The sequence below is a fragment of the Enterobacter sp. IF2SW-B1 genome (assembly GCF_001743375.1).
Taxonomy (GTDB): domain Bacteria; phylum Pseudomonadota; class Gammaproteobacteria; order Enterobacterales; family Enterobacteriaceae; genus Enterobacter; species Enterobacter bugandensis.
On the sequence record NZ_MJAA01000016.1, the window covers coordinates 18,866 to 32,493 of the forward strand.

11 protein-coding genes are annotated in these 13,628 nt (G+C 53.0%); 7 read left to right on the forward strand and 4 right to left on the reverse strand.

The window, feature by feature from the left end:
- Positions 1-234 precede the first annotated feature (234 nt).
- The 4 genes from A6013_RS22910 to A6013_RS22925 all read left to right on the forward strand — a co-directional run bounded on the left by A6013_RS22910 (position 235) and on the right by A6013_RS22925 (position 3,767).
- Positions 235-975: a helix-turn-helix domain-containing protein gene (locus A6013_RS22910; protein ID WP_048958867.1), complete on the forward strand. Its 741-nt coding sequence runs from the start codon at positions 235-237 to the stop codon at positions 973-975.
- A complete protein-coding gene (locus A6013_RS22915; protein WP_126296587.1) occupies positions 945-1,424 on the forward strand; it encodes a hypothetical protein in 480 nt (159 codons plus the stop codon). Before A6013_RS22910 ends, A6013_RS22915 begins: the two co-directional genes overlap by 31 nt.
- A 148-nt stretch (positions 1,425-1,572) precedes the next feature.
- On the forward strand, positions 1,573-3,174 hold the full coding sequence (locus tag A6013_RS27790) for a glycosyl hydrolase family 18 protein (RefSeq protein ID WP_274621085.1): 1,602 nt from the start codon (positions 1,573-1,575) through the stop codon (positions 3,172-3,174).
- Between the two features lie 65 nt (positions 3,175-3,239).
- Positions 3,240-3,767, forward strand: coding sequence for a cytochrome b (locus tag A6013_RS22925; RefSeq protein WP_028015621.1), 528 nt, complete (start codon positions 3,240-3,242; stop codon positions 3,765-3,767).
- Here the strand turns inward: A6013_RS22925 and A6013_RS22930 are convergent.
- Positions 3,730-4,926: a hypothetical protein gene (locus A6013_RS22930; protein WP_069733822.1), complete on the reverse strand. Its 1,197-nt coding sequence runs from the start codon at positions 4,924-4,926 to the stop codon at positions 3,730-3,732. The two genes, A6013_RS22925 and A6013_RS22930, sit on opposite strands and share 38 nt — an antisense overlap.
- A gap of 167 nt (positions 4,927-5,093) precedes the next feature.
- On the opposite strand from A6013_RS22930, the gene A6013_RS27000 reads away from it, so the two are divergent.
- Together A6013_RS27000 and A6013_RS22935 are read left to right on the forward strand one after the other, a co-directional pair.
- Positions 5,094-5,312 (forward strand): ANR family transcriptional regulator, encoded by a 219-nt coding sequence (locus A6013_RS27000; protein ID WP_120247323.1) that lies wholly within the window; start codon positions 5,094-5,096, stop codon positions 5,310-5,312.
- 45 nt (positions 5,313-5,357) lie between these two features.
- Positions 5,358-6,107, forward strand: a complete 750-nt coding sequence (locus A6013_RS22935) for an A24 family peptidase (RefSeq protein WP_069733823.1) — start codon at positions 5,358-5,360, stop codon at positions 6,105-6,107.
- 117 nt (positions 6,108-6,224) lie between these two features.
- Here the strand turns inward: A6013_RS22935 and A6013_RS22940 are convergent, their stop codons facing one another.
- From A6013_RS22940 to A6013_RS22950, 3 genes are all read right to left on the reverse strand, one after another.
- Entirely contained in the window at positions 6,225-7,991 is a 1,767-nt protein-coding gene (locus tag A6013_RS22940; protein ID WP_139128240.1) for a lytic polysaccharide monooxygenase, read from the reverse strand.
- Between the two features lie 16 nt (positions 7,992-8,007).
- Entirely contained in the window at positions 8,008-8,445 is a 438-nt protein-coding gene (locus A6013_RS22945; RefSeq protein WP_041911163.1) for a hypothetical protein, read from the reverse strand.
- Positions 8,446-8,823: 378 nt separating this feature from the next.
- A complete protein-coding gene (locus A6013_RS22950; RefSeq protein ID WP_069733825.1) occupies positions 8,824-10,782 on the reverse strand; it encodes a S8 family serine peptidase in 1,959 nt (652 codons plus the stop codon).
- 502 nt (positions 10,783-11,284) lie between these two features.
- On the opposite strand from A6013_RS22950, the gene A6013_RS22955 reads away from it, so the two are divergent.
- A partial coding sequence (locus tag A6013_RS22955; protein ID WP_083264084.1) for an inverse autotransporter beta domain-containing protein occupies positions 11,285-13,628 on the forward strand: 2,344 nt, incomplete at its 3' end.

Sequence of the window (13,628 nt, forward strand, 5' to 3'; positions counted from 1 at the left end):
CAGGTTGGATATCAGGTATTACTCAGGCGTTACTCAGAATAAACTTTCTGAAATCATGAATTGGTTGTGGAAAAATCAGGACGGAAAATAGCGCAAGTGGCGAAGGTACTATCATTTATAAGGATATGTTGTTAATTTGTGCCTGAATTAGATAACAGACATGTAACTGTTAATACCTGCGCTTTTTCGTCATAACAATGTAAACGCTGTAATTTTATTATCCAGGACCTACCCGTGAATAACGAAGAAATCTCTCTTTCAGCGTCAGTAACGTTCGTACCGGAAAAATCATCTCTGGCAACCGTGGATCATGGTGATATACATCTGACGCCCAACGAGCGTCGTTTGCTGGAGTTGATCCTCAGCGGCAAATGTAAAAAAGAGACCATATTTGAAGAGATCTGGCTTAACCAGGGCATGATTGTTAGCGAATCCAGCTATCACCAGCTTATAAAAATGCTCCGCCGCAAGCTGCAAAATGCCGGCCTGCCGGGCTCGATCATTAAAACCATTCCCCGTTATGGTGTAGTACTGGCACCCTGCGAAACGCAGGACAGTGAGGTCGCTTGCCCGCCGCCGGAAGAGCCTGATAACGCGTCTTGTCCCACTCCCGTCGATTGCCCGTCGTTGCCTGCTATCACGGCGGAGTCAATGAAAACTCCCTCACGTCAATACGGGACTCTGCTGGCGGCGCTGTGCAGCTTGTTGATTATCCTTCCAACGCTGGTGGTGGTCTGCACGGCCGACACGCCGCAGGCGTTTCAGGAAAATCTCTACGTAGATGGCGTCATGTTTCATCTCTCTTCGCTGCGCAGTGTCGATCGGCAGGCGCTGGCGAGAAAGCGGCATGCCCTGCCGGCGGGCATCAATAACGTGTACATCGCGTCGAACGGTCCAAAAGTGTTCGTTGCGCAATGTGAAGGCGAACTATCTCAGGAGGGAAAATGCGGTTACGAATACTATTCGTCATATTGATGGTTTGCATCAGCGTTTCGCTGGGTGGCGCGCTGGCTTACCTGACCAGCAACTACCTGGAGAGCAGAAAAGTGCCCGCCGAGCCCTGCAGCAGCGTCATACGTAATGGCAAATTTATTGATGAAAGCCTGCAGCATTACCAGTTTAATGGTGTGATCACCTGGTGGCCTAAACTCCACAGGCTAACGCTATTTGGTGTAAAAACCGATGAGGCCGGTAACCGGGTATTCAACCGAACCCTGCAGTTAAAATCGGTGACACAGAAGGGAAACGTCATCAATGGCCGGGTGGCAGAATTAAAAATTGCCGTTGGCGATCAGTTGCCGGAGAAGACCTTTCTGATAAGTGAAGATGGTCAGTATATTAACCTGTTATTCAAGCCGATTAATAAAGATAGCTGGCTGATGAAAATTAATGATAACTGGGTAGCAATGTGTGAGTATAAATAATCTCACGATAATTTTATTATAAGACATATCCAGGCTGGCGAGTTTTAAATCTGCTGCTGCAGTGAGCTGTTCTCCTGTTTTCAGGGAGATGAATATCCTATCTTGCGGGACAGGATTTCATTATTAAACCTGGAGCAGGATATCTCCCATGTTAAAGAAAAATAAAATATCTCTGAGCGCTATCGCCGCAGGCCTGGCGTTAAGCGGAATGCTGGTCAGCACGTTTAGCCATGCGGCCGCAACCGACGCCGCCTCACAGATGCCGGATATCAGTCAGAAAAAAATTCTCGTAGGTTATTGGCACAACTGGGGAATTAACCCGGAAGAGATAGACAAAGCGCGCGGCTATCAGGGAGGTTTACCTTCTGATATGTCGCTGCGTGAAGTGCCGAGAGGCTACAACGTCGTCAACGTCTCCTTCATGAAAGTTATGGACGGCCAGAGCGGGAATATTCCCACCTTCAAACCCTACAACGCGAGCGATGAGGAGTTCCGCGCTCAGGTTGCAGAGCTGAACGAGCAGGGGCGCGCGGTGTTGATTTCACTGGGCGGCGCTGACGCGCACATTGCACTGAACAAAGACCAGACTGAGGCGTTTGCGGCGGAGATTATTCGCCTGACCGATCGCTATGGTTTTGATGGTCTTGATATCGATCTGGAGCAGACGGCCATTACCGCTGCTGACAACAGTACGGTGATCCCGGCAGCGCTGAAAATGGTGCGCGACCATTATCAGCAGCAGGGCAAACACTTCATCATCAGCATGGCGCCAGAGTTCCCTTATCTTCAGTCCGATCGCGGGGTGAACTACAAAGCCTACCTGCAAAATCTTGAGGGCGTGTATGACTTTATCGCTCCACAGTATTACAACCAGGCGGGCGACGGCGTGAATATGATGACGCAGGAGGAGAAGGACGAAGTCGGTGAATGGTGGCTGCCGCAGGAATGGGGGAAGGGCTATAGCGACCGTCAAAAAGAGCTTTTCCTTTACTATCTCACCGACAGCCTGGCAAACGGGACGCGTGGTTATGTGAAGATCCCGGCGAACAAGCTGGTGATTGGTCTTCCGGCCAACCCGGATGCGGCAGGAACCGGCTATGTGCGAGACGCGCAGAGTGTCTTTAACGCACTTTCGCGACTGGAAGCGAAAAATGAAGCGGTAAAAGGGCTCATGACCTGGTCAGTGAACTGGGACAATGGCAACACTAAAAATGGTCAACATTACGGCTATGAATTTCTGAACCGCTACCAGAGCATCCTTGACGGCAGTCTGCCGGATGGGGGCGACGAAACGGATACTCAGGCGCCAACACAGGTGCAGGGCGTGCAGGCCACGCTGAAGGGGCTGGATGTTTCGCTCAGCTGGCTGCCAGCTAATGATAATACGGGCGTGGCGGGGTATGCCATCTGGCGCGGTCTGGAAAAGATCGGTGATACCCATGAACTCAACTTTACCGACACCCAAACCCAGCCAGGCATGAGCTATCGCTATACGGTCATCGCCTATGATGCAGCCAACAACTTCGCTACGCCGAGCCAGCCGGTCAACGTTACCGTGCCCGATAATGACGATGGCGGAGGCGAAGAGGGCGGCCAGGGCGGCGACGTTACCCCATTCACGCCGGGCAAACTCTATGCCGTAGGGGATAAAGTGCTCTATGAGGGCAACGTTTATCGCTGTCAGATTGGCCATACAGGTGCCAGTCATTGGTCGCCGGATCGGGCCCGCAACTTGTGGGTAGCTGAATAACCTATTTCTTTAGAACAGCATGGCTTCGCAGGGAGCCGTGCTGTTTGTTTTACAGGACAACGACTATGCAAACTTCTCTGGTTATTGCCAAACGTTACGATCGGTTTTCTCGCCTTCTGCACTGGGTGGTCGCAGCCGTAATTATCTACGCGATGTGCATGGGCTATATTCTGCACGCGCTGGAAGGAACCCGCTGGTTTACCTTCTTCTCCGTGCTGAATATGTCGCTGGGTACCATCGCCACGCCCATCATGATGGTGCGTTTCGTCTGGCGTTTCTTCCGCCCTTCGGTGCCCTATCCGGCAACGGTAGCCGGACGTAAAAAACAGCTGGTGGTATTTATTCATGAGCTGTTTTATCTGACCATTATGGTGGTGCTGGTTAGCGGTTTTCTGATGCTGCAAAAAGACTACAACCTGTTTGGTCTGGTGCCGGTTTCCCGCCCGATTGCCATCGCCGAAGTGAATGCGTTTTTCTTCCAGGTGCATCGCTATAGCTGCATTCTGCTGGGTGTGATTCTGCTTGGGCATGTCGCGGCGGTGTTGAAGTACACCTTTAGCGGGCAGCGGGAGATTCTGCAGCGGATGCTGTGAGAAAGAGGCTCACTCCCCCCATCAGATGCGCGGTGTTGCCGATCCTGTGAAACATCACCATCCCGCGCATCTGCCTTCCGTGCAGCGTTTGCAGAACAACTTCCCGGGCAAAGCTGCTTTCACGTTGCTGTGAGTACCAGGCGCGAAAACCGGGCAGGAACGGCGTATCGCAGTGTGCGTCCAGTAGCGTCAGGGTGCTCAGCGTCTTTTCCTCATCAGGGAACAGCGCTTCCGTACTGCCTTGCCAGAGGATCTCCTCCTCTGGCATCGAGAGGCGAAACACGACGCAAGAACCCGTCTGCGACAGGCGAATAATGATGGCACTGGTGCTGGCCGCGAGCGCCTGTTGCTGTTGGATCCAGCGGCGGTACTGATATAAACAGTTGGCAAAAATCGCCGAAAATACCAGGTACCACTGCGCCTGCCAGATTGCGGGGATGAGATCGGGCGTTAGCGTGTAAAAAATCCCTTCCCGCTGCTGGGTCGCCAGCACCACAATCAGGTATTGAATAAGCAGCAGAGCGCCAACGCCGCGTCCGGAGAGCGCAAACACGCTCAGTAAAACCACCGTCGTTTGCACCAGCAGCAGGTTTAGCCCCTGCCAGAGCGGTGGCAGGAAAAAGTACCCCGTTATCAGCACCAGGGTATTCGCGGCAAGGAGCAGAGCTTCCCGCCCGTTAAACCGCGGGTGCGACGGCATTTTGCTCTCACGCAGCAGCGGCAGAATGGCGAGAATGCCGGTTAATGCCGCCAGCACCCAGGAAAAAAAATGCAGAGGCGCAATCGGATACCCTGAGAGTAACAGCGCCAGATTAAGCAGCAGGCTGCCGCAAAAAATGCTGAAGATTAACTGCAGGGGGTAGATCAGTTCACCAATAATCGGCCTGCGCGCAAAACGCAGCGCAGGCAGTTGCGCATTCAGACGAAAGACGGCGACGCACAGCGGAAATATCGCGACGTCGAAGAGGGCGAACAGGCACGCCAGCGTGAGCGGGCGGCCTATCCAGACGCCAGCAAACACATGCAGCAAGCCCGCGGTAGCCAGCCACAGCGGCCACTCTCGCGGGGCCGTCAGCCATAACGCGGCGAAAAGCAACGGCGCCGGGAGCCAGAGCGTGGTGGAGAGGCTCCAGCTATCCCGCGTATGAAAGCTCAGCAATGCCAGCAGGATATAGAGACCCGAAAAGGCCAGCCAGCGGATAATATTGGTAATCAGCGTTGTTCTCCCACTGAGGCATTCAGCGTTATTCAGGTATTTATCATTTTAAGCTCAATTATTTTATCGTCGCTATTGATACGCTGGGATTTTTTCTAAAGGGCTTAACGATGGACTGGCAAAGCGACAAACGCGATCCTGCTACCCTGTGGTTTTCACTTTCTTCACGAGCGGCAGAACATGAACAGGGAAAGGAGTGGCATATCGCGGCATTATTGTGGAAAGAAGCGGCACAATATGCAAAAGCGCATCTGAATATTGAATGGGCGAACTTGCGCGGAGACTTTTGTACTTTACGTGCAAACAGGCTGCCTAAATATAACGAGTAGTCTCTGCTATTATCGGAGATTGCATGTCCCTCAGAGTGTGGAACCATGGTTGAGAGTGTAATACTCGTTTTTAGCGTTTTTCTGGGCGCCATTATCGGCAGTTTTTGCAATGTCATCATTTATCGGCTCCCCTTGATTCTCCACGGTGAAGCACTCTCTTTATCGTGGCCTGCTTCCCACTGCCCACGCTGTAAACACCCCATTAAATTTCGCCACAATGTTCCTCTGATGGGCTGGCTGCTGCTGCGCGGGCGCTGCGCCAGCTGTGGTCAGGCGATATCGTGGCGCTATCCGCTGGTTGAAGGGCTTATGGCGCTGCTGTACGGGGTGATTATCTGGCAGCAGGGCGTCACGCCGCAGAGCCTGTTCGACCTGCTGGCGGTGACGTTTTTGCTGCCGCTGCTGTTTATTGATCTGCGCACCATGCTCCTGCCCGACCGTCTGACGCTCCCGCTGCTGGCGATGTCGCTGGCGTTTGCCGTCAGCGGCTATAGCCGGGTGGAGCCAACGCAGGCATTAATCGCCGCTCTGCTGGGATTTGGCGTGCCCTGGACGCTCTCTTTGCTGTTCCGTTTATTGCGCGGCCATGAAGGGATGGGGATGGGGGATATGAAACTGCTGGCGGCGATCGGGGCGTGGCTTGGCCCGCTGGCGCTGCTGGATGTTTTTGTTGCCTCGACCCTGCTGGCGCTGATCACGGCGTTGATTCTGTTGCGGATCAAGCCCGGTCAACCGTTTCCCTTCGGACCGTATCCGATTATCGCCGCGATAGGGTGGGTGATCTTATACCGATAAAAAAGCGCCGGAACGAAGGGGCGATTTCCGGCGCAAAAATGATAACGAAAGTGTAGGCAGGGAATGATAATGTGAGGCGCGGGTCAGTGAAGACCCGGCCAGAGTTAACTTACAGTATTATTTGCACTCTTTAGGCATGTTGGCAGCACCTTCTTTCTTCCAGACGCCCCACTCGCCATCGGAACCAGGCTTAACGCCTCTGGTTTCCCAGCTGTTCAGCCAGATGTTGCCCTCATAGCTCACTTTTTCACAAGGTGTCTTGTAAGTCTTGCTGTGATCCCAGGCTTTTACATCGGTTTGCGCCGGGCGCAGCTTGATCACCTTCGTTGCCGTAGAGACTTTACCGGTGTCAGGCGCCGTCACTTTCACCTGCAGCGTCACGTCCACATTGTCGGTATACGGATGTTTACCCTTGAGGTTGGTGCTGAAGTTATTTGGTGACGAGATCTGAATCTTATCGGCGTGATTCAGTGCGGACCATTCAATTTTTGCCCCTTTTAACGAGTCATTGTTTTTGGACACGACGGCGGCAGCAATAACGTCACTGCCAACGATGGTGTCCTGGTTGTTGCCCGTATTGATCTGCACATCAGAAGCCTGCTGCGCTTCCTTCACGGTCACGGTGATATCGTCGGTGCTGGTTTTGCCATTTTTGGCCGTCACCGTCAGGCGATAGGTCACTTTACCGATTTTGCCGGGCTTAATCAGCGCGCGGGCTTTTGCCGCGTGGACGGTTGAAACCCATTCGCCACCGTTAGCAACCTGCAACGCACCAATGTCCTGTCCTGAAACGATAGTCCATTGGTATTTTTCAGCATTGACGCTTGCGGAACCGTTAAGGTCATAACCACGTGATTCACTGTTGCTGTGAACGGTGAAGTCACTGCCTGCCTTCGCCTCCGGTGCCGTGCTATCCGCTTCAGCTTTGGCATTCAGGGTGACGGTTTTTGAATCACTCACGTTTTTATCATTGGTGACGGTCAGCTTCACGTTGACGGTAAAATCGCTCTCAGGTTTAGACTTCAGGCGAATGCTGGCTTTAGCACTGGTACTGTTTTCCAGAATGACCTTATCGGCATTGCTGGTGACGGCCCAGCTGTACTTCAGCTCTTTCCCCGTTGAGGCGCTACCGTCCAGCGACAGCGTGCTGGTTGACAGGTTATGACTGGATGGCGTGACGTTGGCCACCGGTTTGGTAATGACTTCACCGCCAAAATCGACGTCAATCATCTGATAAAATGCGTTATCGGTATCGCGCACGCGCCAGACGGCATAAATTTTCTGCTTACCTTCACGCTCCGGTACGTCGCAGGTGTGGGTTTCGAAGCCTGTCGGGAGCGAAATATCGGCCGACGGGTTGCCTGGCGCATAGGTATAAACCTTATGGCAGAATGGCTTATCTTCAAACATCGCCCTGGTCAGGCGCGAATCCGCACCCGGAACAGACTGCCAGTCCGGCTTAGTGATGTAGTAGGTAAAATAGGTGGTGCGGTGCTTAGCCGGTAAATGCCATTTAAACTGGTGCGGACCCGCAGACATCGGGTTGTTGTAGGTATTCTGCTTTTCGTCATCAAGCTTGCTGAAGGCGGGAGTTGCCGTTGAACCACCGCTTGCCAGTTTTCCATCCGGCGGGAACTGGAACAGCTGTTCGTTGGCGATCGGGGTTGGGCTCATATCGTTGCCAGCCGGGAGCTTCGGCGCTTCCACGGCGTCAGCAGGCCAGACGTTACTATGCTCACCTTTATCGTTCATCGGCGGGAAATGAATCACCGAACGGGATTTTGGTTCAAAAACATAGCCATGCGCCAGTGCGCCCGTGGAATACATACCAATCAATGCCACGGCTAACGCCGACGTAATATTATTCATCTTGAGTAGTTTCAAAATAATCTTCCCTGAATTAATTGAAGGACACTTCTACGTGACTGAGAGGGTTGTTCTGTTTGGCATACACCTTATTTGGCTCTGACTCATCAGGTGTAATCTCGCCGTTGCTGTGCCTGAAACCGGCACGCAGTTCGGGGTGCTGCTGGTTGATAGCCTGGGCGAGGGCGTAGGACCAGTGGGCCTCTTCGCCAGCAAGAATGGTGACGCGCGTTTCCAGATTTGGCAGTTCGGTTCCGTCGTTAAAGAAGCGCGCACGAATCGTTTGCCCTTCAACGACCTTCACTTTCTCACCGTTGACGGCGCGTTCCAGCGTGCCTAGTTCTTTCATGCAGTTCTGGTGACCCTGTTCGCAGTTTGCCGATGGCGAGGTCGTGGCGGCGTTAGCTGAAACGCTGACGCCCGCCCCTGCCAGTAAAGCGGCAAGGACAAAAGCAGATCCTGTTAATTTCATAAGTTCCCTTATTTATTACTGAACAATAACGAAAAGTTAATCTCACCTGCGGCGCAGGTAAAAAGGCGTTATTACCGTGTGATAACAGGGACAAATAGTAACGGGAGGAGACAACCGGCTTGAATAAGAGACTTCTCTGAGCAATTAAGAGTCGGGGAGTTTCGGCAGAGAAGAGCGACCGTTCGTGCTGTAAAGAGGGCGGAGCGCGACAGAGTATGAAATAGTACTGCCCATTTCAGTCCTTGACGCGTATTAATAAAATCTGAGCGAGTACGGAGTTTACGAAATGACGTTTTTACGGTTGTCCTGAGTGTTGAATTAATAAAATAAAGCCTGGCTTATATCCAGGCTTTACTATTATGTTAACCAAAAGGGTTTTTAAGGGCAGCTATTATTAGCTGCATCCGACGCTCGCCATGCCCCCCACTCACCGCCGCTTCCTGGCTCTTCTTGTCCTGCGTTGACATACCACTGATTCAGCCAGATTTTGCCGTTATGCGATACGCGGGTACATTTCACCGGGTAGGCGATCCGCGGGTTATACGCTTCTGAGCTGTCATCAGGAATATCAGGTAACTGTGGTTTTTTCACCGTTACGGTGATCTTCTCAGCGCTCACGCTTCCGTCTTTGCCCGTGACGGTTAACCAGTAGGTTGCTTCTCCGTCTGTATTGGCAGGAATGAGTGCCCGGGCGGTAGGCCCTGAAACTTCACGTACCCAGCCTCCGGCATGTTTCTCCTGTAGCCAGAATGTGCCAGTACTGTTTTTGTCGATAGTCCATTTCCAGGAGACGGCATTCTTGCTGGCGCTCCCGTCTAACTGATACGCACGGGAAGAATCGGTCGTGCCGGTAACGGTAAAGCTTTCTCCCGGCACTGCCTTTACCTCCTCCTGCTCTTCCTCTTTGAGTTCCAGAATCCTGGCTACCGCTTTTGCCATATTGGGGTGAGTACCTACTTTCGCTGAATCCCCCGCAGCTAAAGGTGTACCGGTTTCCTGGAGAATGGAGCGCATCTGTTGAGGCGTGACGGTGATATTGTGCGCTTTTGCAATGGCCGACAGGCTGGCGACCACGCCTGCGATAATCGGGTTCGCGGAGGACGTGCCGGAGAAACTTGAGGTGTATTCCGCATTTTTTATGCTATGCAAACCGCCGTAACCCGTAGTAACCACATCCCAGCAGCCCCAGCTGGCGCTGGTCACACGTGAGCCATAGGTGCTGAAAGAGGCTTTTTTGCCATTGTTTGCACAAAACGCGCCCGCAATGATCGCGCCGGAATCCCGCTTTTTAACGTCAAATTTTCCATTAAATCCGGCGTGATCGAGGTTGATATTGCCATTGCCTGCCGCCTGAATCACGTGCACGCCCTTATCCGTCAGCGCTTTTATCACGTCATAATAGGCTGGAGCGTTTTCCTGGGGAACATAGCAAGAGGAGGTGCAACCTGTCACATCTCCTCCGCCGGTCTGCATACCAATTTGCACCACATCTCCTGCCTGGAGTCTGGGGATCATATTGTAGAGATTATTGGCCTGCCATTTGACGTATCCCATACGGGCGTTCCACGTCAGGCCTTTGATGCCCGCATTGATATCTTTCGCCGCCATAATCCCGACGGAGCTGGTGTCGTGATCTTCGCCTGGCGTATAGCGCTTATCACCTTCATGGAAATCGATCGGCGGCAAATTCACATGGCTGGTATTCCATGCGTTGTTTTCCATTGAGACCAGCGAAATGCCGCTACCATCGTGCCCTGAATACTGACTTACGCTGTCGCGATTAACGCCACCCATATAGTAGCCGGGCCGTTTTTCATCTGGCGATTTGGTGTAATCCTGCAATCCACGAAAATCCGGGACGGTGGCCTGGCTGGTACTGTTCAGGGCATAGCTCAGCCCGGAATAGGGCGGCAGGTCGGGAACAGTGACCCCCTTTTCCAGCGACACCGGCATGGATTCCGGGTAAGCCAGCTCAATATCTTGTCGCGCCGCCAGTTCATTAATTACGTCATTGATATATGCCGCGTCGTGTTGCTTATCGGCTGGCAGGGCTATACGTAAATAACGGTTAAAGCCGTAGCGTTCATTAAGCGCATCCATCTCGCTTAATTCACTGCTGCGCAAATGATTTGCCGTAAATAACGGACTCACGGCGAGGGTACTGTCGCGTAATGAAAAGGGTGAAGACTTATTAAGCGTTGTACCGGGTTTTAATTTCACGATAACGGAGAGATACGAAGTGCCTTCCCAGGCTTGCTCGAGCGTGACGGAATTTTGCGCAAAAGCGGGGGCACTCAATAGTGCACAAATAAGCAGGGCCAGTCCAGTTTTATTCATGTCAACGATCTTCCTTATTAAATGACATCCAGAGTATTGCTGGGATCATCCTGCCATTAGGGGAAAACCTGCATAAGAAGACGGTCAGCAATAAAATTGCGAGGTGTCTGTTCCAAGTTAAGAATTACCTGCTCCGGAAAATATACGGCTGAAGTTGGGCTGAGAAATTTATGAAGCATGCTGAAAGAGTTGTTAAACATCAATGCCTAAGTATTGAATTTAATGAGGGACGCAAAATCTCATGATCATCTCCTGATTACTGTATGGAGTTTAGGAATTATCTGGATCTTAATATCGCTAACCAGGGAGTTTAATTAATTAGGGATGCGTCACAATGCCCAGTGTTTCGTACTGTTCTTTACGTCAAAAATTATCCGTGTGGATAATCCTTTTACATTATTTATTTTCAATCTTTTTGCTCACGGTTCCCCCCGTCGCGCGGGCGCAAACTGAAACTCACGCAACCATTGAAAGCGAAAGCAATCAGCCCCTGCGGGATAAAATGGCCGGCATGTGGGGAAGCGCCCAACAAAACGGCGCGGGTGATGCCCTGCGCGGTGCGGCAAATAGCGAGGTGAATGCCGCGTTAACCCAGGAAGTGGAAGCGTGGTTAAACAATATCGGCGGGAAAGCCCGCGTTACGGCAGACGTCGGTATAGGCGGGAGCGATAGCCGCGATTTCGGGCTGGACTATCTGTGGCCGGTTAAAATCTGGCAACACGACATTCTGTTCACTCAGATGAGCGCACACCGCTGGAACGAGCGCGATATCCTTAACGTTGGCCTGGGCTGGCGACATACCTTTAACCCGCATCTGATGGCGGGTGGAAACCTCTTTTTCGATCAGGATGTCACGCGGCACCATAACCGAATGGGGGCGGGTGCCGAGCTGTGGAGCGATGGGATTCGTGCGTCCGCGAACTACTACCTGCCCCTGAGCGGCTGGCGTCATTCTGACGACAGCATGTTTAATGACGATCCCGACCGCTATGAACTGTATGAACGTGCCGCCCGCGGCTGGGATCTCAATCTGGAGACGGCCCTTTCACAGCACGTCGCGCTTAAATTGGGCTGGTTCCAGTGGTATGGCGACAAAGTGGACGTTAACGGCAGCCGCAGCGAAGCCAGCCACAATCCTCACGGGCTTAACCTCGGGCTTAAGTGGCAACCTGTGCCGCTGGTAGGGGTTAGCGCGGAGCAGAGCATGATTAGCGGGCAGCGGGATAACTTCTCTGTGGGGCTGAATTTCCACTGGGAGTTTGGCCGAAAACTTTCCGAAATGCTGGCAAGTGAAAATGCGGCGGCTTTGCCATCGCTCATGCAGTCCCGCACGGAGTTCGTTACCCGTAATAACAACATCGTTCTCGCCTATAAGCAGGAAGAAAAAGACAGACGTCTCTATTTCAGCCCGACGGAAAAAACCACGCAGGCTGGCGTGCCTTTGCTGCACGCGGTGAAAGGTGGGCAGGGGGGCGTCATTCGCTACACCTCCTCCAGCACGGCGATCGCGACCGTGGAGCCGGGCAGCGGTCTGGTGAACCCAACGCATCGGGGCGATGTCACCATCACAGCGACGGAAACGTCACCTGTCGATCCGGAGCACATATTAAGTTCCGCCAGCTATCACCTGACCGTGACGCCGGGCGATTTTGCCCCTTCCGTCGAGGGCGTTGCCATTAAGGGGGACATGTCCCCGGGCCAGATACTGGAGGGGAGTTATCTCTATAAAAGCAATGAAGGGGAGGATGAAGATCCTGAGAAAACCCGGCTGCGGTGGTATGACGCAGATTCAGGCGAACTGCTCAAGGAAGGGAGTGCTACGTATGAGGTGCAAACGCGTGATATGGCCCGCTCCGTGATCTTCGAAGTCACCCCGGTTAACAAAAAAGGGATCGCGGGTAACAGTGTCTCGGCAACGGTTAAGGGTAGCGCGAAGCTAGGCGCACTGCATATTGGCTTGATGACGCCGGGCGAAGTCCGCCCGGACGGCAGTGTGAAGTTTTATGTTCAGAGCAATGGCGCTCTGCAACTACTCACCGAAGTAAAAAACGCTAAAGAGGAGGCGGTGGAAGGGCTGACGGTTTACTGGACAAGCCAGAATGCGTTGGGTCATTTGTCACAACACGTAACGCACACCGACCCTAAAGGCCAAACGTCGGTGAGTGTGGAAGAGATTATGAGCAGCGGTCAGGATCAGATCACGGCCTCGCTCTCCCCGCTGGTAGCAGGCTATAGCGGCAACGTTACTGAAGATAATGGCAGACACAGCTATATGAAACTGAACGTCAATTTTGCCAAAGCCAACAGACTGACCTTTATTCAGCCTCCTGAGCACGTAATGGTGGGCGCAGCCCAGCCATTTACGGTGAAACTCACCGATCAGGATGGCGAAGACTTTAAAACGAGTGTTGATATCGCCTGGCAAAGCAACGGTCATCCGACAGACCAGCTGAGCCATACCAATGATCGGGGCGAAGCAAGTATTACGCTGACAGCTCCAACGCTGGTAGGGACAGACTGGGAGGTAACCGCTACCGTAGAAGGCGGCAACCCTGTGACGGTAAAAATTCCCCTGGTGGCCGATGTTGCAACGGCAAAAGTCAGCGCGCTGGAGGTRATCGACAATAACGCCGCAGCAGACGGGACGGACACCACGCGCGTCAGGGTGACGGTGAAGGACGCCCATGAGAACCCGGTTGCCGGGCAGGTGGTGAATTTCAGGGCCGGCGAGGGGGTTATCCTTCCGGCAACGGCAACGACGGAGAAGGACGGCACCGTCACCGTCAGCCAGACCAGCCTGAAGGCCGGGGAGTTCCGGGTGGAGGCCACCACCGGCGATAACTGGA

Coding starts and splice junctions, on each gene's coding strand:
- A6013_RS22915 (WP_126296587.1), top strand. CDS start 945: ATGCGGTTACGAATACTATTCGTCATATTGATGGTTTGCATCAGCGTT.
- A6013_RS27790 (WP_274621085.1), top strand. CDS start 1,573: ATGTTAAAGAAAAATAAAATATCTCTGAGCGCTATCGCCGCAGGCCTG.
- A6013_RS22925 (WP_028015621.1), top strand. CDS start 3,240: ATGCAAACTTCTCTGGTTATTGCCAAACGTTACGATCGGTTTTCTCGC.
- A6013_RS27000 (WP_120247323.1), top strand. CDS start 5,094: ATGGACTGGCAAAGCGACAAACGCGATCCTGCTACCCTGTGGTTTTCA.
- A6013_RS22935 (WP_069733823.1), top strand. CDS start 5,358: ATGGTTGAGAGTGTAATACTCGTTTTTAGCGTTTTTCTGGGCGCCATT.
- A6013_RS22945 (WP_041911163.1), bottom strand. CDS start 8,445: ATGAAATTAACAGGATCTGCTTTTGTCCTTGCCGCTTTACTGGCAGGG.
- A6013_RS22950 (WP_069733825.1), bottom strand. CDS start 10,782: ATGAATAAAACTGGACTGGCCCTGCTTATTTGTGCACTATTGAGTGCC.